Below are 24,345 nucleotides of genomic sequence, written 5' to 3' on the forward strand. Positions count from 1 at the left end.
ATGGAGCGCTACACGAAAGTGGGAATGCAGGAGCTGGACCAGCGCCTGGCGAAGATCGTCGAGGCGGCGCGCAAGCAGCCGGTCTCGGTGTACCGCTACGGCGCGCCGTGGGTCTGGATCGTGTCCCAGGAGGACTGGCAGGGGGCCCTGCGCGAAGTGGCCAGTTGCGTGCCACCGGGACATTCGCTGGCGCTGCTCAGGCCACGCATCGAAGCGCTGCTCGGCGAGCACCAGGTGCCATTGGCGCGACTGGCCGAGCAACAGGGCATGAGTATCGCCCCGCACACGCTGATGCAGGTGCTGCTGCTGCAGTTGCTGTACTCGGTGCCCAGCGAGAAGCAGCTCTACGAGCAGTTGAACTACAACCTGCTGTTCCGCTGGTTCGCCGGGCTGGAGCTGAAGTCGCGGATGTGGAGCTTCAGCCTGTTCAGTCACGACCTCGGCGTGCTGCTCGGCAACGCGATGGCCGTGTCGCTGCTGCAGCGCATGGTCGATGAAGTGCTGGGCGCCAGTCTGCAGGGCATGCCCGAGTTCAGCCTCAACCTGGCCCTGCTGCACAGCTGGCTGGCCCGTCACCACGGCCAGGGTTCGCCCGACAATCACTAGAAACCATTCGAATTCCTGGCGCTCAAGGGGGCGGTGTGGAGCACTTTTTCTTCAAGCGATGCGGCATGGGCGCAGGGGCACTGCTGTGCCTGCTGGCGACCCAGGCAAGCGCCGACGAGGCACCGACCCAGCCTGAGCGGCGGGTCGAGATCAACGAATACGTGGTGCGCGGCAACAGCGTGCTCGATGCCCAGGCAATCGAGGAGGCGGTGTACCCGTACCTGGGCCCGGACAAGACCCTGGCCGACCTCGAGGGCGCCCGCGAAGCGCTGCAGAAAAGCTACCAGGCCCACGGCTACCAGTCGGTGTTCGTCGAGCTGCCGGAGCAGAAGGTCGAAGGTGGCATCGTCTACCTGCAGGTGAGTGAAACCAAGGTCGGCCGTGTGCGGGTGGTTGGCGCCAAGCACCATTCGCCGGTGGAGATCCGCGAGCAGGTGCCGGCGCTGGAGGAGGGCAAGGTACCCGACTTCGAACAAGTGCAGGCAGAGCTGGCGACCCTCAACCGCACCCCGGGCCGCCAGGTCATGCCGCTGGTGCGCGAAGGGCAGCGGCCCGGCACCATGGATGTCGACCTGCAGGTCGAGGACAAGCAGCCCTGGAACCTCAGCCTGGGCCTGAACAACGACCACAGTGCCGACACCGAGCAATTGCGCAGTGTCGTCAGCCTTGGCTACAACAACCTGTGGCAGGCCGGCCACAGCGTGTCGCTGACCTGGTTCACCGCGCCGCAGGACCGCAACAACGCCGAGGTCTGGTCCGGTTCCTACGCCGCGCCGCTGAACGAGCGCTGGACCTTGCAGTTCTCCGGCTATCACTCCGACAGCAACGTGGCCACGGTCGGTGGCACCAATGTGCTGGGCAAGGGGCATTCCTATGGCGTCTCGGTCGTCTACAACCTGCCGGGTGTCGGCGCCTGGGCCAATGCCTTGTCGATCGGCATCGACTTCAAGGACTTCGAGGAACAGGTCGGACTGGGCGGCAACAGCGACAAGGTACCGCTCAAGTACGCACCGATCACCCTGGGCTACAACGGCTACCGCTTCACCGAACAGGACCAACTGAGCCTGGGCCTGAACCTGGTCGCCGGTACCCGCCGGCTGTTCGGCTACGGCAGCGACGACGGCGACTTCGACTACAAGCGCTACCGCGCCAACCCCAGCTTCGCCGTGCTCAAGGGCGACACCAGCTACACCTTCGACTTCGCCGGCAACTGGCAGAGCGCATCGAAACTCGCGTTCCAGCTGGCCTCCGGCCCGCTGGTGTCGAACGAGCAGTTCGCCGCCGGTGGCGCCACCTCGGTGCGTGGCTACCTGGCCGCCGAGCGCACCGGTGACGATGGCGTGCTGTTCTCCCAGGAGCTGCGCACGCCGTCCATCGGCCGCTATGTCGGCAACTACATCAGCGACTGGCGCTTCTACCTGTTTGCCGAGGGCGCCCAGTTGCGACTACAGGACGCCCTGCCCGAGCAGGACGACAGCTACAGCCTGGCCAGTGTCGGCATCGGCACCCGCGCCACGCTCAACGACTGGTTGTCCGGCAGCCTCGACTGGGCCGTGCCGCTCAAGGACGGCCCCAACACCGACAAGAACGACTCGCGGGTGCACTTCAGCGTGCAGGCGACCTTCTGAGCCCAAATCAACGAATCACCGACCGGCATCGACCCTGGAGACCTCTCATGCAACGCCTGATCTTGACCCTGCTGCTGTGCCTGGGCTTCGCCCTGCCCGGCAGCGCCAGCGCCTGGTGGCAGGACGACTGGATGTACCGCAAGCAGATCGCCGTGGACACCACCCCCCAGGGCGCCGGACTGACCCAGGCGCTGGGCCGCACCGCGCTGCTGGTGCGCCTGCACACCGGCAACTTCAGCTTCGACGGCATCAGTGAGAGCGGCGCCGACATCCGTTTCGTCGGCGCTGACGACAAGACCGTGCTCAACCACCATGTTGAGCAGTTCGACCCGCTGATGGGCATGGCACTGATCTGGGTCGATGTGCCGCGCATCGAGGCCGGCCAGCGCCAGGAACTGTGGATGTACTACGGCAACCCCAAGGCCCAGGCGCCCAACGGCCAGCCGAGCTTCGACGCCGACTACACCGCGCTGTACCACTTCGACGGCGCGACCGCGCACGATGCCAGCCCGTATGGCAACCAACTGCAAGGCCCGGTGGTTGCCGTCGACGGGGTGATCGGCCGCGCTATCCAGCTTGGCGGTCAGCCACTGCAACTGCCGGCCAGCGCCTCGCTGCAGTTGCCTGCCGGTGGCGCGTTCACCTTCAGCACCTGGCTGCGCCAGGACCAGGCAGTCGGCGAGCAACTGCTGCTGGCCCGTCGTGACGCGGGCCACAGCCTGCTGCTGGGCCTGGCCCAGGGTGTGCCGTTCGTCGAGGTCGACGGCCAGCGCGCCAGCGCCAACCAGTCGCTTTCCGCCGGCCAGTGGCAACACCTGGCACTGGTGGGCGAGGGCGGCAACCTGAGCCTGTTGCTCGAAGGACAACCGGTGGCACGCCTGGCGACCAGCCTGCCGGCCTTCACCACCGCGGTGGGTATCGCCGGCGACCTGCCGCCAGCCGAAGGCGAGTCGCCCAGCCCATTCGCCGCCTTCGTCGGGGCCCTGGACGAGCTGCGGATCTCCCGCGTGGCCCGCAGCCAGGCGAGCCTGCAGGCCGACGTGCTGGCCCAGGGGGCCGAATCGCGCCTGGTGAGCTATGGCGTCGATGAAGAACAGTCGGGCTTCGGCTTCGGCAGCCTGGGCTTTCTGCTCAAGGCCGTGCCGATGGATGCCTGGGTGATCATCGCCGTACTGCTGCTGATGATGGTGCAATCGTGGGTGATCATGCTGCGCAAGCAGCGCGCGCTGAACCGCGTCACCACCGCCAACGCCCTGTTCCGTGAGCGCTTCGCCACGGTCGGCACCCGCCTCGAGCAGTTCGCCGACGACCGCGATTTGCATGTGCAACTGCACGACTCGTCGCTGTGGCGCCTGTATGGGGTGGCCGTGCAGGAAATCCGCACCCGCCGCGCCCAAGGCGCCGATACCAGCGCTGTGTCCGCCGCCACCATCGAAGCCATCCGCTGCTCCATGGACGGCGTGCGTACCCGTGAGAACCAGGTGCTGTCGGCGAAGCTCTCGACCTTGTCCAACGCCATCGCCGGCGGCCCGTACATCGGCCTGCTGGGCACCGTGCTGGGGATCATGGTGGTGTTCCTCGGCACCGCCATGGCCGGCGACGTCAACATCAACGCCATCGCCCCAGGCATGGCCGCGGCGTTGCTGGCCACCGCCATGGGCCTGTTCGTCGCCATCCCCGCGCTGTTCGGCTACAACCGCCTGACCACCCGCAATCGCGAGGTCAGCGCCGACATGCGGGTATTCGTCGACGAATTCATCACTCGGCTGGCCGAGCTGCATGGCGAAGGGCAGGCCGGCGAGGCGGCCCATCGCCAGGCCGAACGCATCCACAACCCGTCGGTTCCGGCGTGAGGGCGCAGCCATGGCATCCGTGAACAACGCCCATGACGACGACGCCGACGCCGCGGTCGACAGCATCAACATCACGCCGTTGGTGGATGTGCTCATGGTGGTGCTGGTGATGTTCATCCTCACCGCCACCGCCCAGGTTTCCGGCATCCAGGTCCAGTTGCCCAAGGCCAGCGCCTCGGTGTCGCTGGCCCAGCCCAAGACCAAGGCGATCTCGATCAACGACGCCGGCCAGGTGTTCCTCGACGCCTACCCGGTGACGTTGCAGGAACTGGAGGACCGGCTGCGCAGCGAGAAAGCGCGCAATCCGGACTTCCCGCTGATCGTGCGCGGCGACGCCGGGGTGCAGTACCAGAAGGTGGTCGAGGTGCTCGACCTGTTGCGCCGTCTGGAGCTGGCCCAGGTCGGGCTGGTCACCGGCAAGCCGAATCAGGGATGAGGACCGGCATGGAACGTACAGCCAATCCTCGTCGGCTGCTGTTCTGGGCGGTGCTGGCCGTGGTCGGCGCCGGCCTGGCCTGGCTGCTGTGGCAGTGGGCCAACGACATGGCCGGGGTGCGCCGCGAGGCGCCCAAGGTACCGGCGATCATCCCGCTGCCGCCGCCACCACCACCGCCTCCGGAGCCGCCCAAGGAGCCCGAGCCACCGGTCGAGGAAAAGATCGTCGAGCCCGAGCCGGTACCCGAGGCCGAGGAGGTCAAGCCCGCCGAGGACGCTCCGGATCCGGCGCAGGACCTGGCCGAGCCGATGCAGATGGACGGCGACGCCCAGTCCGGCAGCGACAGCTTCAACGTCGGCGCCGGCAAGGGCGCAGGCATGGCAGGAGGTGGCGCAGGCGGCCTGGGCAGTGGCACCTACAGCCAGTACCTGGCCTACGCCTTCCAGCGCCTGCTGCGGGAGACCCCCGAGCTGCGCAACCTGGTGTTCAACCTGCAGGCCGAGATCTGGCTCAGCGCCGCCGGGGAGATCACCCGCGTCGAGCTGCTGCGCTCCAGCGGCGAGCCGCAGGTCGACGCCCAGGTGCTGGCGGCCCTGCGCGCCGCCCGTGCCCTCGACCAGCGTCCGCCCGCCAGCCTTACGTTGCCGGTGAAAGTCGCCCTGCAGGGGCGCCGGCCATGAACAACGAAGCACGACTGACCAACAGGAGTTGCACAACCATGAAGTGCCCAGTGAACCGATTGACCCTGGCGCTCGGCCTGCTGGCCGCGGCCACCGCGGTCGGTCCGGCAGTCGCGCAGGCCGCCCCGTCGGATAACGCGACCGTCAACCTGATCCGCCTGCTGGTGGAACAGGGCGTGCTCAAGCAGGACAAGGCCGATGCCCTGATCGCCCAGGCCGAGCGCGAGGCCCAGCAGGCCCGCGCCGCCAGCAGCGCGCCGATCGTTGCCCAGGCCCCGGCGGCCAACGGCGAGGTGCGGGTGCAGTATGTGCCGGCCATCGTTCGTCAGCAGATTCGCGACGAGATCAAGGCCGAGGTGATGCACACCGCCAAGCAGGAAAACTGGGCGGCGCCCAACAGCTTCCCCGACTGGGCCTCGCGCATCAGCTTCGACGGCGACCTGCGCCTGCGTGGCGAGTCGCGCTACTACGCCGATGGCAACAGCAACGAGATCGTCGACTTCGCCAAGCTCAACGACAAAGGCCCGTACGACGTCAACCCCAACAGCAGTTCGAGCCTGCCACCACTGCTCAACACCCGCGAAGACCGCGACAGCATCCTGCGCCTGCGGGCACGCTTCGGCCTCAAGGCACAGCTGGCAGAGGACTGGGTGGCGGGTATCCGCATCGCCACCGGTGGCAACAACAACCCGGTCTCGACCACCCAGAACCTCGGCGGTGGTTTCGGCAAGAAGGACATCTGGCTCGACCAGGGCTATGTCAGCTGGAGTCCCAGCGAGCGCCTGACCCTCACCGGTGGCCGCATTGCCAACCCGTTCATGTCCACCGACATCCTGTATTCCAACGACCTCAACTTCGACGGCCTGGCGGCGCTCTTCAACCAGCCGGTGAACCGTGACCTCAGTGTGTTCGGCACAGTCGGCGCCTTCCCGGTGCAGTACAGCGACGACAGCGCCAGCAGCAACGGCTTCGACAAGGAAGGCAGTGACAACAAGTGGCTGTATGGCGCGCAGCTCGGCGCCAAGTGGGCGATCAACGACCACCACCGGCTCAAGGGCGCGATGGCCTACTACCGCTTCGACGACATCGCTGGCCAACGCTCCAGCCCCTGCGCCCCGTGGGACGGCCAGCCCGGCTGCGACAGCGACGAGACCCGGCCGACCTTCATGCAGAAGGGCAACACCGTGTTCCTGCTGCGCGACATCACGCCGAACCCGGCCAATCCGGCGGCGACGCCGCAACCGCAGTTCGTCGGCATCGCCTCGGAGTTCGAGCTGCTCGACCTCAACCTGGTGTGGGACGCCGACCTGCCGCATGACTTCAAGCTGCGCAGCCAGGCCAACTACATCCACAACCTGGCCTACGATGAAGGCGACATGCGCAAGCGCTCGGCCGGCCAGCTCGCCAACAACATCGACGCGAACGGCAACATCAAGAGCGGCAGCGACGCCTGGATGTTCCAGTTCACCCTGGGCAATGCCCTGGACATGCGCAAGGCGGGGGACTGGAACCTGTTCGCCGGCTACAAGCGCATCGAACCGGACGCCCTGCCGGATGGTTTCAACGACTCGAGCTTCCACCTCGGCGGCACCAACGCCAAGGGTTATTTCCTCGGTGGCAACTACGGCCTGGCCAACAACGTCTACGCTACAGCACGCTGGTTGAGCAGCGAGACGGTCTACGGCGCGCCGTTTGACATCGATGTGCTACAACTTGAAGTCAACACGCGGTTCTAGGGAAGGAGCACGGGGATGAACAAGGGAGCCTACCGCCGTCGTTGCACCTGGTTGATACTGGCCCTGGGCGCAAGCCTGGCGGCCTCGGTGTCGGCCGACACCCTCGAAGAGCGTCTACGCGCCCAGTTGCGCAGCACCACCCAGCAATTGCAGGCACTGCAGAGCGAGCAGGCCCAGGCCAGCGTTGCCCGCCAGGCGGCCGAGCAGCAGCGTGACGCGGCTCTGGGCCAGGTACGCGAGCTCACCGCGCAGTTGGCCAAGGCGCGCGGCCAGAGCGAGCAACTGGCCGGCCAGCAACAGGCCGTGCACAGCCAGGCCCAGGCGCTGGTGGCCAGCAGCAACGAGCAATTGCACAAGTACAAGCAAGCCTATGAAGAACTGCTGGGCATGGCCCGGAGCAAGGAGGGCGAGCGTGCCAGCCTGCAGGCGCGCCTGGCCGAGCGCGACGGCCAGGTGCAGCAGTGCCAGGCACGTAACCAGCAGATGTACGGGGTGGCCAAGGAAATGCTGGCCGCCTACGAGAAGGTCGATATCGCCGATGTGGTGAAACTGCGCCAGCCGTTCGCCGGCAGCGCCCGGGTGAGGTTCGAGGAGCTTGCCCAGGCCTATGGCGACAAACTCTACGAAAGCCAGTTCGACGCCCCACCGGGCGTGATGCAGTGACGTTCCATCACCTTTTTCATAACAGCAAGGAAGGCAAGACATGACCGAAGTCACCCTGATCGAAACCGTTAGCGCCGACTCCCTCACCAAGCTGTTGCAGGATGCCGGCTGCCGGGTCAACCGCAGCGAGCAGAATGCCGTGGTGCAGTTGCTCAGCGCCAGCCAGGGCGTGGGCTATGCCGTGCGATTCGGCAACCGGGCCGTGGACAAGGACGGTGAGTTTCTCGATTTCACTTTCAGTTGCGCCTTGCGCATCCAGGGCGAGTTGCCCCAGGGCCTGGCCGAGCTGTGGAATGCCAGCCGCCGCTTCGCCCGTCTGTCGGTGCAAGGCGAGTTCCTGGTGATGGAGAAGGATGTGGTGGTCGCCGATGGCGTCAGCGAGAAGCACTTGCTGGGCAGCCTGGTGCTGTGGGATCGCCTGTTGCAGGAGTTCATCGTCTACCTGCGCGACTACAGCCGCAATGTCGCTGAGCAGGGCGCCGAGGCGGTCGAGCGTGATGCAGTGAGCGCCTCGTGACGGCGCGCACTTTCTGGGCCGGCGCCGGTGCGCTGGCCGTTGTCGCGGTAGCCGTCGCCCTGGCCTTGCGCCCGGGCGACGAGCCGGTGGCGGCGGCCCGTTCGCTGCCGGCGGCCACCTCGTTGCCGGCCGATAGCGGCCCCAGCCTGGCCCGGTTGGGCGACCAGCAGGTCGGCAGTGGCGAGCTCAAGGCGCTGTTCAGCCAACTGCCGGAGGACACCCGCAGTCGCCTGCGCGGTGATCGTCCAGCCCTGGAGGCGTGGATTCGCACCCGTCTGGCGGAAAAGACGCTGTACCAGCAGGCCGAGGCCCAGGGCTGGCTGCAGCGTCCGGATATCCAGGCCCAGACCCGTGCGGCGACCGAACAGATCGTCTTGCGCGACTACCTCGACTCGGTGAGCAAGGTCGCCGATGACTACCCCAGCGAAGCCGAACTCAAACAGGCCTACGAGGCCGGCAAGGCCGGCTTGCAGCTGCCGGTGCGCTATCGCCTGAGCCAGATCTTCCTGCGGGTGGCCAACCCGAAGGATGACGAGGCGGTACACAAGCAGGCGCTGGCCCTGGCCAAGCAGGCCCAGGCGGGCGATGCCGATTTCGCCGCGCTGGCCCGCACGCACTCGCAGGATGCCGAGACGGCCGCCAAGGGCGGGGACACCGGCCTGCAAGCCCTGGCGCAGTTGTTGCCAGAGGTGCGCGGGGTGGTGCCCAAGCTCAAGGTCGGCGCTGTCAGCGAGCCGGTGCAGAGCGCGGCGGGTTATCACATCATCAAGCTGGTCGAACAGCAGCCTGCCAGGGCCGCGACGCTGGAGGAGGTCGCTCCGCGCCTGCGCCAACTGCTGCGCGCCCAGCGCCAGGAGCAGGTAGCCAAGGCCTATGTCGAGGGGATGTTCGACAACGCGACACTGAGTATCGATGGCGCGGCGCTCAACCAGGTGCTGGAGAGCAGCCGTTAATCCTTAACCATGGAAGAACCGGGCCCGTGGACACGGGCCCGCGGGAGGCGAGGGATGCCGATCGAACTGTCCCGGGGGCGACCCCCGGAAACTGCCATGCCTGTCGTTCGCCCCCAGGTGCCGCTGGCCCTGGACGAACAGACGCTGAACTGTTTCGTGGTCACCGCACGCTGTGGCTGCTTCATGCAGGCCGCGCGGCGGCTCAATCTCAAGCCGGTGGCATTGCGCAAGCGCCTGGCGGTGCTGGAGGCGCGACTGGGCTATGGCTTGTTCGTCAACCGCAACAACAACCCGGTGTTGAGCCAGCAGGGCGAGCGGCTGTTGTCGATTCTCCAGGCCCGTGAACCTGCCGTGCTGCCGCCTGAGCCCTGTGCCGCGCCCACCCGGGTGCGCCTGGCAGTGGCCGAGCCTTTGTTGCAGGACCTGCTCGGGCGCAACCTGATCAACTTCGTTCGCCAGCATGCCGGCATGCGCCTGGAGGTGGACACCTTCGACGCCAGCCAGACGCCCGGCCGGGAGGTCGACGTGGCGCTGTGGCTGGGGGACCTGCAGCACGGTGCCCGTGCCACGGACTTCGCCGGCGCCCAGCCGGAGGCGCTGGCAACCCTGGAATACCTGCCGCACATTGCCAAGCGCTACGCTCGCGAGGCGAATCGGCCGGCCAGCCTGGCCGACCTGCAGGACTATATGCTGGTGCAATGGCAGGGCGAGGCGGGCGTGGTGGCATTGACGCCGTGGCACAGCCTGTTGCAGAGCCGTTCGACTGGGGTGACGCAGATCCAGGACTACGACATGTACTGCCAGTTGATCAAGTGCAGCGCGAGCGTGGGCCTGCTGCCCCATTACGCGTCTCATCTGGACCGCGGCCTGCTGGCGTTGCCGGGAATGTTCCGGGAACCGATGCGCAGACGCGTGTGGCTAGCCGTGAATGCCGACACCGAGGGCGATCCGTTGGTGCAGGTAATGGTGGCGGCGATCCGGGCGGCATTCGACGAGCGTCGGGAGTGGTTTGCCGGGATATGAAGCGCTTGCCGCTCAGCCGGCCTTGCGCAAGGTGAGGTTGACGCGGCGTTCGCCCAGGCGTGGATGCACGCCTGGCTTGATGGGCAGCACGCCATGAAAGCGCAGGCGATCTTCCCCGCCCCATACCAGCACATCGCCATGGCTGAGCGGCACTCGCCGGGTACGGTCGGCGCGCTGCAGGCCGCCGAGCAGGAACACGGCCGGCAACCCCAGTGACACCGAGACGATGGGATGCCCGTGATCCCGCTCATCGCGGTCCTGGTGCAGGCTCAGGCGGGTGCCAGGCAGGTAGTGGTTGATCAGGCAGGCATCCGCAATGAAGTCCGGGAACCCGGCTGCCGCTGCGGCGGCGCTGGCCAGTTCGAGCAATGCCGCGGGCAGTTCGGGCCAGGGCTTGCCGGTGAGCGGGTCTGTAGGGGTGTAGCGGTAGCCATGGTCGTCGCTGATCCAGCCGAGGCTGCCGCAGTTGCTCAGGGCCACGGCCATGCGCAGCCCGCCGGGTGTCTGCATGTGGCGCCATGGCGCGGCGCGCAGCACAGGCCGCAACCCGTCGAGCAGCTGTTCGACCACTGGCAGGGCAAAGCCTGGAAGCAGCACGGTATGGCTGGCTAGCCGTTGTGGTTGTGTATCGAAGAGGTCGAGGTCGGACTGGATCATTGCTGTGCCGCCGGAGCGTGAATACGGGAAGTGTATCCCCGACAAGGACCAGCGCCCAGCCGTGCAATGAAACAGGTGCTTCAACTCCAGCTTGTGGCTGTTGCTCTTGTTTGGGCTTTTAAGCGCGCAATAGTCCAGGCGCCCCCATTGCGACTTCAGAAGGCCAGGTGTAGATGCGCATACATCCCGCAAAACCACCACCTCAGTCCCAACCCCAAGGTGATATCAGTTCGCTTGCACCCCGCAAACCCCGATCTATGCTCAGGAACACCCCGTGGCCACAAGGAGACCCGGCTCATGTTCGAGTACCATCGCAAGTCCGACCTGGTCGAGATCCAGCGTTGCCGCCAGGCCCTGTCCACCATGGAGGCGAAGCTGGCCGCGATCAGCCGTTCCATGGCGATGATCGAGTTCGCCCCCGATGGCACCATTCTCGATGCCAACGAGCATTTCTGCGCGACCATGGGCTACAGCGCCGATGAAGTCCGTGGCAAGCACCACCGGATCTTCTGCGACCCGGCCTACGCCAAGAGTGCCGAGTACCAGCAACTGTGGCGGGAGCTGGGCCAGGGCAAGGCCATCAGCGGCACCTTCGAGCGCCTGACCAAGGATGGCCGGGAAGTCTGGCTCGAGGCCAGCTACATGCCGGTGCTCGACGAGCGCCAGCAGGTCACCAGCGTGATCAAGGTGGCCTCGGACATCACCCGCCATGTCAACGAAGAGCACGAGAGCGAAAGCCTGCTCAAGGCCATCGGTCGCTCCATGGCGGTGGTCGAGTTCACCCCGGCCGGACGGGTGATCAAGGCCAACCAGAACTTCCTGGACACCATGGGCTACCGCCTGGAGGAGGTCAGCGGGCGTCACCACGGCCTGTTCTGCCTGCCCCACGAACGTGAATCCGCCCAGTACCGGGAGTTCTGGGCCTCCCTCAATCGCGGCGAATACCACTCCCACCGTTTCGAGCGGGTCAACAAGCAGGGGCAGACCGTTTACCTGGAGGCGTCCTACAACCCGATCTTCGACAACAAGGGGCGCCTGTACAAAGTGGTGAAGTTCGCCAGCGACATCACCAGCCAGGTCAGCACCCAGCAGACTGCCGCCGATGCCGCTCACGCCAGTTCCGTGCAGACCGACGCCTGCGCGCGCAAGGGCACCCAGGTGGTGCAGCAGACGGTCGAGGTGATCGAGCAGATTTCCGCCGAGCTCAACCAGGCCGCGCGCAGCATCGATGCGGTGAGCAAGCAGTCCGAGGTGATCGGGCAGATCGTCCTGACCATCCGCGGCATCGCCGACCAGACCAACCTGCTGGCGCTCAACGCCGCCATCGAGGCCGCCCGGGCCGGCGAGCACGGGCGTGGTTTTGCCGTGGTGGCCGACGAGGTGCGCAACCTGGCCGCGCGCACCAGCAAGGCGACCCTGGAGATCGTCGAGGTGGTGCGGCAGAACCACGACCTGTCGTTGACGGCAGTAGCCAGCATGCAGTCGAGCCTGACCCGCACCGGGCTGGGCGTGGAACTGGCCAACGAGGCGGGCACGGTCATCATGGAGATCCAGCAGGGTTCACGGCACGTGGTGGATGCGATCAGCCAGATCAGCTCGACCCTGCAATTGCACTGAGGCCTTCGCGCAGTTCCTGCTCCAGCCCCTGCAGGCTCGCGCGAAGGTGCGCGAGCGCCGCGGCTACCGAACGGCCCTCGGCGATGGCGAGCTCCACCGCCTCGCAATCGGCCACCACATGCGTGACCTTGAGCATGCGTGCGCCACCGCGGATACGGTGTACCAGTGGCCCCAGCACGGCCGGGGCCGGCTCGTCGCCGAGGCCCTGTAGGGCCTGCAGATCCTCGCCATTGCTCTCGGCCAGTTGCTGCAACAGGCGCTGGATCAGCTGTTCGTCGTCCTTGGTCAGGTGACGCAGCGCCTGCAAGTCGAAGCCACTGGGGCGGATGGTGGCGCTGACAGTCGCCTGGGGCAGGCAGGCCCGTAGTGCCTGGAGGCCGAGGGGTTTGAACAGGCATTCGTCCATGCCGCTGGCCAGGCAGCGTTCACGCTCCTCGGCCTGGGCATTGGCCGTGATACCGATGATCCGGCAGGGTGGCAGGCCTTTCTCGCGCTCCTCGGCGCGGATGCGTCGGGCCAGTGCATGGCCGTCCATCACGGGCATGCTGCAGTCGCTCATGACCACATCGAATCCGCCCTCTTGCCAGAGCGCCAGGGCTTGTTCGCCCTGCTCGGCGAGCCGGACCTGGTGTCCCAGCGTGTGCAACTGCTTCTCGAGCAGCATCAGGTTGGCCGGATAGTCATCGACCACCAGAATGCGCAGTGGCTTGCCATCTGTCCTGGCCTGTTCGTCGGCCATGACGGGAGTGGCGACGGGGTCGGCGAGCGCCAGGGTGAGACGCACGTCGACCTGGGTACCCAGGCCCTCGAGGCTCTTCAGGGCCAGCTCGCCCCCCATCAGCTCGCACAGGTTGCGGCTGATCGCCAGACCCAGCCCGGCGCCCTGGCGTCCCTTGCGGCCATCGAGCTGGGCAAAAGCGCTGAACAGTCGCGCCTGGTCGGCAGCACTGATGCCCATGCCGCTGTCCTTGACCTGCAGTTCGACCGCGACTGCCCGTCCTGGCGCGGCGCGGGTATCGAGCTTGACCTCGACCAAACCCTGGTCGGTGAACTTGAGGGCATTGCTCAACAGGTTGGACAACACCTGGCGCAGTCGCAGCGGGTCGGCCTGTACCCAGCAGGGCGCGTCCGGCAGCGTGGCCTGCAGGCCGATGCCCTTGAACCTGGCGTTGGCTTCGAAAACGTGCAGCGTGGCCCGGACCAGGTTCACCAGGTCGACGGCCTCCAGTTGCAGGCTCATGTGCCCTGACTCGATGCGCGAGATATCGAGCACATCGCCGATCAGGTCGAGCAGACCGGTTGCCGACGCGTGGGCGGTCTCCAGCGCCTGGGTATCGCTGAAACCGTGGCGGCTATCCTCCTGTGCCAGCTCCAGCAGGCCGATGACTGCGTTCATCGGCGTGCGGATCTCATGGCTCATGACCGCCAGGAAGGTGCTCTTGGCCTGGCTGGCCTGCTCGGCGTCGTTCTTGGCCTGGTGTAATTGCTCGAGCAGGCCGCGGCTCAACGCCAGTTGCTGCTGCAAGGCACGCTGGGCCTCGGTGCGCTGGTGGATCAGCTTGCGCAGGTAGGTGTTCCAGAACACCACGCCCGCCAGCAGCACCGCAGCCAGGGCCAGCACCTGCAGTGCCAGGGTCCGGTAGTTGCGCCAGGGGCTGTCGCTGACCACGGCGTTGGTGCGCCAACGATTGACCAACTGTTCCTGTTCATCGGGTGGAATGCTCAACAAGGCCTTGTCGAGGATCCCCTGCAACTGCGGCAACGCCGGATTGACGGCAAATGCGGCCAAGGCTGGCTCGTCGCCTTGCAGGCCGGCGACCCGCAACTGTCCCTTGAATACCTGGTTGATGAAGTACACGGCATTCACCTGCGAGCTCAGCGCCACGTCGGCATCGCCATTGGCCACTGCCTCCATCAGTTGCAACGGGTTCTCCACCTCGACCGGGCGCATGCCGGGGGATTGACGCAGCAGCTCCTCGAGCAAGGGCGAACCACGCAGCAACGCCACGCGCTGGCCGCTCAGGGGCTGTGTGAGCGGTAGCGGCGGGGCGCTCTGGCGGGTCACCAGTACCCGTGGGCTGATCATGTAGGGGCGGGTATAGCGCAAGCGCTGGGCACGGTGGGTGCCGTAGCCGATTGCGCCGATCATGTCGACCTGGCCTTGCGCGGTGGCTTCGACCATGTCCTCGAAGGAGTCGGACTCGATGATCTGGAAGTTCAGGCCGGTGCGCAGGCCGATCCGCTGCAACAGGTCGACGGCAATGCCACGGGGATGCTGATTGACGTCGGTGAAGCTCAGCGGGGCCAGAGTCGTGTTGATCATCACCTTGATGGTCGGATGACTGGCGATCCAGTCACGCTCCTCGGGGCTGAGGGCATCGAGGCGCCGGTCGAGGAGGGTGCTGGTGCTGCCGCTGGTCCAGCGTCGCAGAATGTTCAGCCGCTCGCTGTCGGCGACACGTCCCAGCGCCTCGTCCACCAGGCGCAACAGCCGGGGGTTGTCGTGGGCCAGGGCGAAGGCGAAGGTGTTGCCTGGCATTTTCACGAAATGATCGACCTTGACCATGCCCTGGAAGCCTTTGGCAATCATGTAGTCGGTACTGATGGCATCGCCCAGGTAGGCGTCGGCCCGGCCCAGCGCCACCGCCGCGATGCCACCCAGGGTCGAGCGGTAGAGGCTCAGTTGCGCCTGGGGAAAGTGTTGCTGCACGGTGGGCAGCGGCAGGTAGTGGTCGACCATCGCCAGGGTGAGCCCGTCCAGGGACTCATTGTCCCGCAAGGTGCTGCGCTGGCGCGAGACAATCACCGGCAGGTCGTCGGCGTAGGCTTGGCTGAGCGCAAGGTTGGCGTCGCTGGCTTCATAGGCGTTGGAGCTGCCGAGCAGGTCGATCTCACCCGCTCGCAGCGCGTTGATTGCCTGAGCCCGGCTGGGGTAGCGGCGGACTTCGACGGGTATGCCCAGCTGTTCGGAGAGCAGGCCGGCGTAGTCGGCGCTGAGACCTTCGTAGTCGGTCAGGCTGGTGTTGATGTCGAAGGGCGGGTAGTCAGGACGCGAGCTGCCAAGCAGCAACCTGCCATGTTCGTCGAGCCATTGCCGGTCCACTGTGGCGAGGACCATGGGCGGTGCGGCGCTCAGTGCCCGCGCCAGCAGACGGCGGTTTTCGCCCGGGACGTCGGCCACGGCGGGAACGGACAGCAAGGCCAGCAACAGGCACAACAGGGTGCGCCTGATCATTGTTCAGACCACCTTGTTGCGCTTGGCGAGATCGACCATCTCCACCAACGACTCGGCCTTGAGTTTCTCCAGGATCCGCCCGCGATAGGTACTGATGGTCTTGGCGCTGAGGTTCATCTGTTCGCCGATCAGCTTGTTGCTCTGTCCGCAACTGAGCCTTCGCAACACTTCCACCTCTCGGTTGGAGAGACTGTGCAGGCGGTCGTTCTCGCTTTCCAGGGTATTGCTGTTGACGGCCATCTGCGGGAAGGTCGAATAACCCTTGACCAGCGCCTTGAGGGCAAATAGCAGGGCATCGAGGTCTTCGTCCTTGTTGACGAAGGCGCTGATACCGGCATCCATGCAGCGACGCACGTAGAGATCGGCGGGTTGCCCGGTAAGGACCATGATCCGCGGGGCCGGCTGGAGCAGCTTCAGGCGCTTGATCACTTCCATGCCGTCCAGGTCAGGCAGTCCGATGTCGAGAATCACCACCTCGGCCTTGGTCTGTTCGGCAAGGCGCGCGGCTTCCTTGCCCTTGCCGGTCTCACCGACCACGGTGAAGCGCTCACTCTCGAGCAGCATGCGCACGGCCAGCCGAACAATGTGATGATCATCGACCAACAACACAGATGTCATTCGGTAACTCCTGTCGATAGGGGCCCGCGCCCTGTCTTGGGTGCTGGAGAGAGCGGCGGGCCTGGTAGGCAGGCGCGCACCTTACGAGGATTCAGGATCCTTGGTAATAGGCGAGTATAGGTGTGTTGAAAAGGCGCGGATACTTTGTTGAAAAGTCCTACAAGGAAGAAAAGCGCGTGCCTCCACGAAAGCCTCTGGCACAGGCCTTAGCCGCAGGACTGGTGTTTTTTCAGTACCCGCTGGGTAGTGGCAGGGTTGTTCTTCAAGGCCTGCCCGGAACGGGGTGGACGGGGGCTCAGCCGACCACCGCAATTGGGGCACTGGTCGTGGAAATGCTGGTCGTTGCAGGCTCGACAGAACGTGCACTCGAACGAGCAGATCAAGGCATCCGGGCTATCGCCCGGCAGGTCGACGTCGCAGCATTCGCAGTTGGGCCGTAGTTCGAGCATGAGCGTGATCTCCATCCAGGGATGGCCGCAGTGTGCTACGGGGCACGCTCCTGCGGCAATCCTGTCAGTCGCCGCGCCGGTAGAGATGGGCGTGGCCGGCACGGTACAACGCCGAGTCGGCGAACGGCGCATCGCCCAGGACATGTCCGACCAGGATCAGCGCCGTGCGCCGGAAGCCCTTGGCTGCCACCTGCTCGACGATGCTCTCCAAAGTGCCCCTGGCCCAGTCCTGGTCCGGCCAGGTGGCCCGGTGCACCACGGCTATCGGGCAGTCGGCACCATAATGTGGCAGCAGTTCGGCGACGATGCGTTCAAGGTGGCGGACGCCCAGGTGAATGGCCAGCGTGCTGCCGTGGCGGGCCAGGTCGGCGAGCTGCTCACCCGGTGGCATTGGTGAACTGTCGCCATAACGGGTGAGGATGACTGTCTGCGCCACGTCCGGCAGGGTCAGCTCGCAGCCGAGCAATGCGGCACTGGCGGCGGTGGCGGTGACACCGGGGACGATCTGGTAGTCGATGCCCAGCGCGCGCAGGTGGCGGATCTGCTCGCCGATCGCGCCGTAGAGACTGGGATCGCCGCTGTGCACCCGGGCCACATCCAGGCCCTGGGCATGGGCCTCGCGCATCGCCTCGACGATCTGTTCGAGGTGCAGCTCGGCACTGTTGATCACATGCTGTGCGTTGTGGCCTTCGAGCACGGCCGGTGGAACCAGCGAGCCGGCATAGATGATCACCGGGCACTGGCGGATCAGGCGCTGGCCCTTGACCGTGATCAGCTCGGGATCGCCGGGGCCGGCACCGATGAAATAGACCGTCATGGGGGTTCCTTGCAGGTAAAAAGGACGGATTATCCGCCACTGGCCAGCGCCAGGGTAGCGCCGCCGAGAATGCGCCGTGGCACGTACAGGCGCGGTTGGCTGCAGGTGCGGCCCGCCAGCGCCAGAGCGGCGCTTTCAGCGACGCCCCAGCAACCGGTCTGGGCGAAGACCGTGGCCGAGCGCTGGCTGAGCAGCGGCTCGAAGTCGAGCAGTTGCTCGGCCTCGAAGCACACCAGTGGCAGATCGAGGCGTTCGGCCAGGGCCAGCAGTCCGGGCTCACGCGCCTTCGGCGCGATGCTGGCGATGCCACGCAGGGCGCTCAGCGGTATTCCCTGGTCAGTCAGGGTCCGGCGCAGGAGGACCGCCAGGGTCTCGACCGGGCAACCGCGGCGACAGCCAAGGCCGGCGTACAGTGCCGACCGAGGAGAGTGGGTGGACATCAAGCCTGGCCGGCGCGGCGGTAAAGCCAGGCGCTGAGCAGACCCAGGGCCAGCCAGAAGGCGGCGTTGGTCAGCCATGAGGCGATCTTGAACTGGGTCGCCAGGGCTTCTGGCGCCAGGCTTTCATGCACCGCAGGCTGTGGCGCGCCGATCAGGTGAGGCGTGACCAGCAGGGCTGCGCCGAGCACCTTGAACAGCCAGTGGCGGGCGAACACCAGCAAGGCCAGGCCGGCGGCGCTGGCAGCGGCGGTGCCGATCCACCAGGTCTGGCGCTGGCCGAGGTCGGCCGCCGCGGTGCCGGGCAGCTCCGGCGGCAGGCCCAGGGTCGGCGCCAGGCAGAACACGGCGAAGCCGGCCAGGCCCCATAGCGCTCCGGCAGCCACTCGGCCAGGCTCGCGCAGGCTGTACAGCGCGGCAAGGATCAGGGCGAAGCCCACGGCCACCACCAGATTGCCACCCGTGGTGGAGAGCACCCGCTGCCAACCGTCCTCAGGCGCCCAGGCTTCGGCACTGTGTTCATGCGCGGCGGCGCCCTCGGCATGCTCATGCTGCTCGATGGCGGGGGCCGCGCTTTCATAGGTTTCTGCCTGCAGGATCAGCGGGGCCACCCAGAAACTCTGCAGCAGGGTCAGCAGCAGGGCCGCGAGCAACCCGCTGAAGCCCGCGGTGCGGGCGATGCGTGTGATCATTCGAGTGCTCTCAGTGGCAGGGGAAGGCGGCGCTGTGGCGGGTGTCGTGGGCGGCGTTGTGGACCGCCTCGATGTGCGAGAAACCGGCGAAGTAGACCAGGCATAACCCCAGCAGGCTGGCCCCGATGGCGATGACCAGGCGCTGGCTGAGCGTGACGGGTGTGGTGAGGCTGTGCTTGGCACTGGTGACTGGCATGACGCGTTCCTCTGCTGCTTTTGTTGTGGCAACGGGCAAGCGCGACAGTCCCGGGCAAGGCTTGCCCAGGACAAACGACAGCGCCCGCCCACCGCGGGAGTGTAGATCAGGACGTCAGGCCGGTCTCCGGGCTGGCGAGAGGAGCAGGGCTCCCGTGACGGCGTCACCTTCCCATGCCGATCGAGCGGCACAGTGGTCAAGACGCTTCACTCGCTTACCGTTGCGGGGGCAGCACCGGCCTTGTTCGACCTCGCGCAGGGCGAAGCGCGACGCACCGGTTTCCCGTTTCACCCCCGAACGGGGGCACCTGGACGCAATGCGCTAGCAGATCATGGGGCAGAGGCGGCGTCAATCGCGCCGCAGCACCGGTCGGCCAGTTGACCGCACGCCAGGCACTGCGTAGCCTTGCCGCTTCGAGGTTCTCCGGCCCAGGCCGGAGCTAAGACGGGAACGCGGTACAAGCCGCGGCTGCCCCCGCAACTGTAAGCACCGTAACGGATCGGCACAGCCACTGCGTACGCGCGGGAAGGCGCCATCCCGCCAGCCATGCCGCTGGCACCGTGCAAGCCAGGAGACCTGCCTCGTCACGATTTCGACTTTCAACCGGGCGGGGTGATCCGGTGGCGAACGCGCCCGGCCGCTCAGGCCCGAGGCTGGCGTCCCGCATGCCCGCGCCATTGCAGCCAAGGGCAACGCGACATGAAAACACTGGCCAAGCTCCCCGTCACCATCGTCACCGGCTTCCTCGGCTCGGGCAAGACCACCTTGCTCCGGCATATGCTCGACAACGCCCAGGGCCGCCGCATCGCGGTGATCGTCAATGAATTCGGCGAACTGGGCATCGATGGCGAGATCCTCAAGCAATGCAGCATCGGCTGCACCGAGGAAGAAGCTGTCGGTCGGGTGTTCGAGCTGGCCAACGGTTGCCTGTGCTGCACCGTGCAGGAAGAGTTCTTCCCGGTGATGCGCGAGCTGGTGGCGCGTCGCGGCGACCTCGACCATATCCTCATCGAGACCAGTGGCCTGGCACTGCCCAAGCCATTGGTACAGGCCTTCCAGTGGCCGGAAATCCGCAATGCCTGCACCGTCGATGCGGTGATCACCGTGGTCGACAGCCCGGCAGTGGCGGCCGGCACCTTCGCCGCCTACCCGGAGCAGGTCGATGCCCAGCGCAAGCTCGATCCCAACCTGGACCACGAGTCGCCGCTGCACGAACTGTTCGCCGACCAGTTGGCCAGCGCCGACTTGGTGGTGCTGAACAAGGCCGACCTGATCGACGCCGAGGGCCTGGCCAAGGTCCGTGCCGAAGTGGCCGAGGAACTGCCGCCGGCGGTCAAGGTGATCGAAGCCAGCAGCGGCCGCCTGCCGCTGGACGTGCTGCTGGGCGTGGGCGCCGAGTCAGAGGTGCACATCGATGGCCGCCGCACCCACCACGACTCGCACCATGATGGTGACGATCACGATGACCACGATCACGATGCCTTCGACTCGATCTCCATCGACCTGCCCGAGGCCGACGAAGGCCTGCTGCTGGACGCGCTCGCGCAACTGGTCACCGAGTTCGGCATCCTGCGCGCCAAGGGCTTCGCGGCAATCCCCGGCAAGCCGATGCGCTTGCTGATCCAGGGCGTGGGTACCCGTTTCGACAAGCACTTCGACCGCGCCTGGCGCAGCGGTGAGGCACGCATCACGCGCCTGGTGCTGATTGGCCAGGATCTCGATGCAGCCCAGCTGGAAGCGCGTCTGCGCCAGGCTCTGGGCGCCTGACCGATGCACCTGCTGCGGACCCAGCCCGGCGGCTTCGTGCCGGACGACAGCATCGCCGACCTCGGCCAGACACCCGCCGAACTGGTGATCCTCTGCAGCGGTGATTCGCACCTGGCACTGCTCGCCGATACCGCCGAGCAGTTGCCGGACGATTTTCCCAGCCTGCGCCTGGCCAATCCCATGCAGGTGCAGAACCATGCCTCGGTCGACCTCTATGTCGACCAGGTACTGCGCCATGCCAAGGTCATCCTGGTATCGCTGCACGGCGGCATCGGCTACTGGCGCTATGGCGTCGAGCAACTGGTGGAGCTGGCCCGCCAGGGCGTGCAACTGATCCTGGTGCCAGGTGACGACCGTCCCGACCCCGAGCTCACTGAGCTTGGCTCGGTACGTGGCATGCAGGCCGAGCGCCTCTGGCACTACCTGCGCCAGGGCGGTCGGGCCAACGCCATCAATTTGTTCAACTGTCTGGCGAGCCAATGGCTGGGACGTGACTATGCCTGGGAAGAGCCCCAGCCACTGCCTCGCACCACGGTCTATCACCCAGGCAAGACGGCCAGCAGCCCCCAGGACTGGTACGCGGACTGGCATCCTGAGCAACCAGTGGCGCCTTTGCTGTTCTATCGTTCGCACCTGCAGGCGGCCAACACGGCCTTCATCGATGTGTTCTGCCAGCGCCTGCAAGCCTGTGGCCTGAACCCGTTGCCGATCGCCGTGGCCAGCCTCAAGGAGCGTGGCTGCCTCGACCAGGTCGACGCCTGGCTCGACGAAGTGCAGGCCGAAGTGGTGATCAACACCACCGGCTTTGCCCTGTCCAGCCCCGAGCAACCGAACCTGCGCCCACTGCGCCGCGATGTCCCAGTGCTGCAGGCGATCTGTGCCCAGGACAACCAGCCAGGCTGGGAGCAGAGCGAGCAGGGGTTGGGTGCCCGTGACCTGGCCATGCACATTGCCCTGCCGGAGCTGGATGGGCGCATCATCACGCGCCCGGTCAGCTTCAAGGACCTGGCCTGGCGCAGCGAGCGCAGCCAGTCGGACGTGGTCTGCTACCGCGCCCACCCCGAGCGCATGGATTTTGTCGCCGAACTGGCGCGGCGCTGGGTCGAGCTGGCACGTCTGGACAACCAGGAAAAGCGCGTGGCGCTGGTGCTGGCCAACTACCCGACCCGCGACGGGCGCATCGGCAATGGTGTCGGCCTGGATACCCCGGGCGCAGCGCTGAACATCCTGCAGGCGATGCAGGCGCAGGGCTATCCGGTGGCAGGGCTGCCTGACACTGGCAGCGAACTGATCCACCAGTTGCTGGGCGGGGTGACCAACGACCTGGACCACCTTGACCTGCGGCCCTGTGCCCAGAGCCTGGCCCTGGACGACTACCAGGCGGCGTTCGCCGCGCTGCCGGCTGCCAACCAGCGCGCCGTGCTCGAGCGCTGGGGCGCGCCGGAGCAGGACCCGATGTATCGTGATGGCCGGCTGATGGTAGCCGGGCTGCGCTATGGGTTGACTTTTGTCGGTATCCAGCCGGCCCGTGGTTACCAGGTCGACCACAGTGCCGTGTACCACGATCCGGACCTGGTTCCGCCCCATGGCTACCTGGCGTTTCACTTCTGGTTGCGCAACGGCTATGCCGCCGATGCGCTGATCCACGTCGGCAAGCATGGCAACCTCGAGTGGCTGCCGGGCAAAGGGGTCGGGTTGTCCGCCGAGTGCTGGCCGGATGCTCTGCTCGGACCGCTGCCGAACATCTACCCGTTCATCGTCAACGACCCGGGCGAGGGCGCCCAGGCCAAGCGGCGTACCCAGGCGGTGATCATCGACCACCTGATGCCACCATTGACCCGTGCCGAAACCTACGGCCCGCTGCGTCACCTGGAACAGCTGGCAGACGAATACTACGAGGCGCAACTGCTCGACCCGCGTCGCGCCCAGGAGTTGCAGCGCGACATCCTCGCGCTGCTCAAGGCCAACCATATCGACCGCGAGCTGGCGCTCGAAGGTCAACTGGATGACGCGGCGGTGTGGCTGCCCCGGCTGGACACCTACCTGTGCGACCTCAAGGAGTCGCAGATCCGCGATGGCTTGCACGTATTCGGCCAGTCCCCCGTGGGGCGATTGCGCAACGATACCCTGCTGGCCTTGCTACGGGTCGAGCGTGGCGACGGCAAGGGTGCCAACGCCAGTCTCATCCGCACCCTGGCCAAGGCCCTGTCGCTGGGCTTCGACCCGCTGGACTGCGACCTCGGCGAGGCATGGCAAGGACCACGGCCGACTGTGTTGCAGGACATCGATGACAGCCTCTGGCGCACTACCGGCGATACCCGCGAGCGCCTTGAACTGTTGGCGGCACGCTTGATCGAGCAGGCGCTGCAGGCGCCTGTGGCATTGCCGGAGGCACCCTCCTGGCAGCCGGTAGGCGAAGTGCTACAGGCACTGGTCGAACAGGTTGCACCACAGCTGGATGCCTGTGGCGACGCCGAGATCGCCGGCCTGCTGGCTGCGCTGGCCGGTCGTTTCGTGCCGGCCGGGCCGAGCGGCGCGCCGAGCCGTGGACGCCTGGACGTGCTGCCGACCGGCCGCAATTTCTACACCGTCGATGTGCGCAACCTGCCCACTACCACGGCCTGGCGTCTGGGTTTCGCCTCGGCCAACCTGATACTCGAGCGCCACTTGCAGGATCATGGCGACCATCTGCGCCAACTGGGCCTTTCGGTATGGGGCACGGCGACCATGCGCACCGGCGGCGACGATATCGCCCAGGCCATGGCGCTGATGGGCGTACGACCGGTATGGGCCAGCGCCAGCCAGCGGGTCGATGACTTCGAGATCCTGCCCCTGAGCCTGCTCGACCGGCCGCGGGTTGACGTTACCCTGCGCGTCTCGGGGTTCTTCCGTGACGCTTTCGGCAACCTGATCCGCCTGTTCGACGCGGCGGTGCAGGCCGTGGCGGCGCTGGATGAGCCGGACGACCTCAATCCACTGGCCGCCCGTGTGCGTGCCGAGCGTCAGGCGTTGCTCGACGAAGGCCTGACGGCCGAGCAGGCTGCCCGGGAGGCCGGCTGGCGGGTGTTCGGCGCCAAGCCCGGCGCTTATGGCGCAGGTGTGCAGAATGCCATCGACGGCCGCCTCTGGCAGCGCCGTGAAGACCTTGCCGAGGTCTACCTCAACCATGGCGGTTATGCCTATGGCGCCACTGACGAAGGCACGCCGGCCCGCGCCCGTTTCGCCCAGCGCCTGAGCCAGGTGCAGGCGGTGCTGCAAAACCAGGACAACCACGAGCACGACCTGCTCGACTCCAACGACTACTACCAGTTCCAGGGTGGCATGCTGGCCGCCGCCGAAACCTTGGCAAGCAGTACGCGGGCCAGTTACCACGGTGACCACAGCCAGGCCGATCGGCCACGCATCCGTACCCTGAAAGAAGAACTGAACCGGGTGATCCGCGCCCGTGCCCTCAACCCCAAGTGGATCGACGGCGCCAAGCGCCATGGCTACAAGGGCGCCTTCGAGCTGGCGGCCACGGTCGATAACCTGTTCGCTTTCGACGCGACCACCCACCTGATCGACGATCATCATTACCAAGGTCTGGCCGACGCCTACGTGCTCGACCCGGCGACCCGCGATTTCATGCGCGAGCACAACCCCGAGGCCCTGCGCGACCTGACCGAGCGGCTGCTGGAAGCCCAGCAGCGCGGTTTGTGGCAGGAACCGGGCGACTACCGCGACAGCCTCGAGCAGCAGTTGCTCGAAGGCGAGGAAGACAGTTGA

20 protein-coding genes, 2 pseudogenes and 2 riboswitches are annotated in these 24,345 nt (G+C 66.5%); of the genes and pseudogenes, 14 read left to right on the plus strand and 8 right to left on the minus strand.

The window, feature by feature from the left end; translation table 11 throughout:
* Window positions 1–24: 24 nt before the first annotated feature.
* From F3J43_RS24435 to F3J43_RS12565, 10 genes are all read left to right on the plus strand, one after another.
* On the plus strand, window positions 25–606 hold the full coding sequence (locus F3J43_RS24435) for a transposase (protein ID WP_205297819.1): 582 nt from the start codon (window positions 25–27) through the stop codon (window positions 604–606).
* 35 nt (window positions 607–641) lie between these two features.
* Window positions 642–2,234, plus strand: a complete 1,593-nt coding sequence (locus F3J43_RS12525; RefSeq protein ID WP_166886372.1) for a ShlB/FhaC/HecB family hemolysin secretion/activation protein — start codon at window positions 642–644, stop codon at window positions 2,232–2,234.
* Between the two features lie 47 nt (window positions 2,235–2,281).
* Window positions 2,282–4,087 carry a DUF2341 domain-containing protein gene (locus F3J43_RS12530; RefSeq protein WP_166886375.1) on the plus strand — a complete coding sequence of 602 codons (1,806 nt, stop codon included), beginning with the start codon at window positions 2,282–2,284 and terminating at the stop codon, window positions 4,085–4,087.
* 10 nt (window positions 4,088–4,097) lie between these two features.
* A complete protein-coding gene (locus F3J43_RS12535; protein WP_011534002.1) occupies window positions 4,098–4,523 on the plus strand; it encodes an ExbD/TolR family protein in 426 nt (141 codons plus the stop codon).
* A gap of 8 nt (window positions 4,524–4,531) precedes the next feature.
* A complete protein-coding gene (locus F3J43_RS12540) occupies window positions 4,532–5,203 on the plus strand; it encodes a TonB family protein (RefSeq protein ID WP_205297820.1) in 672 nt (223 codons plus the stop codon).
* A gap of 38 nt (window positions 5,204–5,241) precedes the next feature.
* Window positions 5,242–6,939 carry a putative porin gene (locus tag F3J43_RS12545; protein ID WP_166886381.1) on the plus strand — a complete coding sequence of 566 codons (1,698 nt, stop codon included), beginning with the start codon at window positions 5,242–5,244 and terminating at the stop codon, window positions 6,937–6,939.
* Between the two features lie 15 nt (window positions 6,940–6,954).
* Window positions 6,955–7,602 (plus strand): DNA repair protein, encoded by a 648-nt coding sequence (locus tag F3J43_RS12550; protein WP_166886383.1) that lies wholly within the window; start codon window positions 6,955–6,957, stop codon window positions 7,600–7,602.
* Between the two features lie 40 nt (window positions 7,603–7,642).
* Window positions 7,643–8,119 (plus strand): YbjN domain-containing protein, encoded by a 477-nt coding sequence (locus F3J43_RS12555; protein ID WP_166886385.1) that lies wholly within the window; start codon window positions 7,643–7,645, stop codon window positions 8,117–8,119.
* Window positions 8,116–9,072, plus strand: a complete 957-nt coding sequence (locus tag F3J43_RS24310; protein WP_166886387.1) for a peptidylprolyl isomerase — start codon at window positions 8,116–8,118, stop codon at window positions 9,070–9,072. Before F3J43_RS12555 ends, F3J43_RS24310 begins: the two co-directional genes overlap by 4 nt.
* A 96-nt stretch (window positions 9,073–9,168) precedes the next feature.
* Window positions 9,169–10,095, plus strand: coding sequence for a LysR substrate-binding domain-containing protein (locus tag F3J43_RS12565; RefSeq protein ID WP_166886390.1), 927 nt, complete (start codon window positions 9,169–9,171; stop codon window positions 10,093–10,095).
* Between the two features lie 12 nt (window positions 10,096–10,107).
* On the opposite strand, the gene alkB is transcribed toward F3J43_RS12565, so the two are convergent.
* Window positions 10,108–10,752 carry a DNA oxidative demethylase AlkB gene (alkB, locus tag F3J43_RS12570; protein ID WP_166886392.1) on the minus strand — a complete coding sequence of 215 codons (645 nt, stop codon included), beginning with the start codon at window positions 10,750–10,752 and terminating at the stop codon, window positions 10,108–10,110.
* 363 nt (window positions 10,753–11,115) lie between these two features.
* Here alkB and F3J43_RS24440 point away from each other — a divergent pair.
* Together F3J43_RS24440 and F3J43_RS24445 are read left to right on the plus strand one after the other, a co-directional pair.
* Window positions 11,116–11,832 (plus strand): annotated as a pseudogene (locus tag F3J43_RS24440) (PAS domain-containing protein); the annotation flags it as partial.
* Between the two features lie 102 nt (window positions 11,833–11,934).
* Window positions 11,935–12,369 (plus strand): annotated as a pseudogene (locus F3J43_RS24445) (methyl-accepting chemotaxis protein); the annotation flags it as partial.
* Here the strand turns inward: F3J43_RS24445 and F3J43_RS12580 are convergent.
* From F3J43_RS12580 to F3J43_RS12610, 7 genes are all read right to left on the minus strand, one after another.
* On the minus strand, window positions 12,344–15,604 hold the full coding sequence (locus F3J43_RS12580) for a transporter substrate-binding domain-containing protein (RefSeq protein ID WP_205297821.1): 3,261 nt from the start codon (window positions 15,602–15,604) through the stop codon (window positions 12,344–12,346). The pseudogene F3J43_RS24445 and the gene F3J43_RS12580 sit on opposite strands and share 26 nt — an antisense overlap.
* A gap of 3 nt (window positions 15,605–15,607) precedes the next feature.
* Window positions 15,608–16,222, minus strand: a complete 615-nt coding sequence (locus tag F3J43_RS12585; protein WP_166886397.1) for a response regulator transcription factor — start codon at window positions 16,220–16,222, stop codon at window positions 15,608–15,610.
* Between the two features lie 206 nt (window positions 16,223–16,428).
* Complete coding sequence (locus F3J43_RS12590; protein WP_166886400.1) at window positions 16,429–16,671, minus strand: DUF1272 domain-containing protein; 243 nt, start codon at window positions 16,669–16,671, stop codon at window positions 16,429–16,431.
* A gap of 64 nt (window positions 16,672–16,735) precedes the next feature.
* Window positions 16,736–17,488: a precorrin-4 C(11)-methyltransferase gene (cobM, locus tag F3J43_RS12595; protein ID WP_166886405.1), complete on the minus strand. Its 753-nt coding sequence runs from the start codon at window positions 17,486–17,488 to the stop codon at window positions 16,736–16,738.
* Between the two features lie 29 nt (window positions 17,489–17,517).
* Window positions 17,518–17,928, minus strand: a complete 411-nt coding sequence (locus F3J43_RS12600; protein ID WP_166886410.1) for a cobalamin biosynthesis protein — start codon at window positions 17,926–17,928, stop codon at window positions 17,518–17,520.
* Entirely contained in the window at window positions 17,928–18,617 is a 690-nt protein-coding gene (locus tag F3J43_RS12605) for a CbtA family protein (protein WP_166886415.1), read from the minus strand. Before F3J43_RS12605 ends, F3J43_RS12600 begins: the two co-directional genes overlap by 1 nt.
* A gap of 10 nt (window positions 18,618–18,627) precedes the next feature.
* The gene (locus F3J43_RS12610) at window positions 18,628–18,813 is read right to left on the minus strand and encodes a CbtB domain-containing protein (protein WP_166886419.1); all 186 of its coding nucleotides are present in this window, start codon (window positions 18,811–18,813) and stop codon (window positions 18,628–18,630) included.
* Between the two features lie 100 nt (window positions 18,814–18,913).
* Window positions 18,914–19,140, minus strand: a riboswitch (cobalamin riboswitch).
* A gap of 72 nt (window positions 19,141–19,212) precedes the next feature.
* Window positions 19,213–19,411, plus strand: a riboswitch (cobalamin riboswitch).
* 101 nt (window positions 19,412–19,512) lie between these two features.
* Here F3J43_RS12610 and cobW point away from each other — a divergent pair.
* Both cobW and cobN read left to right on the plus strand, forming a co-directional pair.
* Window positions 19,513–20,580 carry a cobalamin biosynthesis protein CobW gene (gene cobW / locus F3J43_RS12615; RefSeq protein WP_166886424.1) on the plus strand — a complete coding sequence of 356 codons (1,068 nt, stop codon included), beginning with the start codon at window positions 19,513–19,515 and terminating at the stop codon, window positions 20,578–20,580.
* Between the two features lie 3 nt (window positions 20,581–20,583).
* Window positions 20,584–24,345 carry a cobaltochelatase subunit CobN gene (gene cobN, locus F3J43_RS12620; protein WP_166886427.1) on the plus strand — a complete coding sequence of 1,254 codons (3,762 nt, stop codon included), beginning with the start codon at window positions 20,584–20,586 and terminating at the stop codon, window positions 24,343–24,345.

Origin of the sequence: Pantoea sp. Cy-639 (assembly GCF_011752525.1) — a bacterium.
Taxonomy (GTDB): domain Bacteria; phylum Pseudomonadota; class Gammaproteobacteria; order Pseudomonadales; family Pseudomonadaceae; genus Aquipseudomonas.

What these genes read in the sequence shown, in the direction of transcription:
- F3J43_RS12590 (WP_166886400.1), bottom strand. Translation starts at nt 16,671, where the DNA reads ATGCTCGAACTACGGCCCAACTGCGAATGCTGCGACGTCGACCTGCCG.
- F3J43_RS12545 (WP_166886381.1), top strand. Translation starts at nt 5,242, where the DNA reads ATGAAGTGCCCAGTGAACCGATTGACCCTGGCGCTCGGCCTGCTGGCC.
- F3J43_RS12580 (WP_205297821.1), bottom strand. Translation starts at nt 15,604, where the DNA reads ATGATCAGGCGCACCCTGTTGTGCCTGTTGCTGGCCTTGCTGTCCGTT.
- F3J43_RS12550 (WP_166886383.1), top strand. Translation starts at nt 6,955, where the DNA reads ATGAACAAGGGAGCCTACCGCCGTCGTTGCACCTGGTTGATACTGGCC.
- F3J43_RS12530 (WP_166886375.1), top strand. Translation starts at nt 2,282, where the DNA reads ATGCAACGCCTGATCTTGACCCTGCTGCTGTGCCTGGGCTTCGCCCTG.
- F3J43_RS24435 (WP_205297819.1), top strand. Translation starts at nt 25, where the DNA reads ATGCAGGAGCTGGACCAGCGCCTGGCGAAGATCGTCGAGGCGGCGCGC.
- F3J43_RS12540 (WP_205297820.1), top strand. Translation starts at nt 4,532, where the DNA reads ATGGAACGTACAGCCAATCCTCGTCGGCTGCTGTTCTGGGCGGTGCTG.
- F3J43_RS12610 (WP_166886419.1), bottom strand. Translation starts at nt 18,813, where the DNA reads ATGCCAGTCACCAGTGCCAAGCACAGCCTCACCACACCCGTCACGCTC.
- F3J43_RS12605 (WP_166886415.1), bottom strand. Translation starts at nt 18,617, where the DNA reads ATGATCACACGCATCGCCCGCACCGCGGGCTTCAGCGGGTTGCTCGCG.
- cobN (WP_166886427.1), top strand. Translation starts at nt 20,584, where the DNA reads ATGCACCTGCTGCGGACCCAGCCCGGCGGCTTCGTGCCGGACGACAGC.
- F3J43_RS12535 (WP_011534002.1), top strand. Translation starts at nt 4,098, where the DNA reads ATGGCATCCGTGAACAACGCCCATGACGACGACGCCGACGCCGCGGTC.
- F3J43_RS12555 (WP_166886385.1), top strand. Translation starts at nt 7,643, where the DNA reads ATGACCGAAGTCACCCTGATCGAAACCGTTAGCGCCGACTCCCTCACC.
- alkB (WP_166886392.1), bottom strand. Translation starts at nt 10,752, where the DNA reads ATGATCCAGTCCGACCTCGACCTCTTCGATACACAACCACAACGGCTA.
- F3J43_RS12565 (WP_166886390.1), top strand. Translation starts at nt 9,169, where the DNA reads ATGCCTGTCGTTCGCCCCCAGGTGCCGCTGGCCCTGGACGAACAGACG.
- F3J43_RS12600 (WP_166886410.1), bottom strand. Translation starts at nt 17,928, where the DNA reads ATGTCCACCCACTCTCCTCGGTCGGCACTGTACGCCGGCCTTGGCTGT.
- cobM (WP_166886405.1), bottom strand. Translation starts at nt 17,488, where the DNA reads ATGACGGTCTATTTCATCGGTGCCGGCCCCGGCGATCCCGAGCTGATC.
- F3J43_RS12585 (WP_166886397.1), bottom strand. Translation starts at nt 16,222, where the DNA reads ATGACATCTGTGTTGTTGGTCGATGATCATCACATTGTTCGGCTGGCC.
- cobW (WP_166886424.1), top strand. Translation starts at nt 19,513, where the DNA reads ATGAAAACACTGGCCAAGCTCCCCGTCACCATCGTCACCGGCTTCCTC.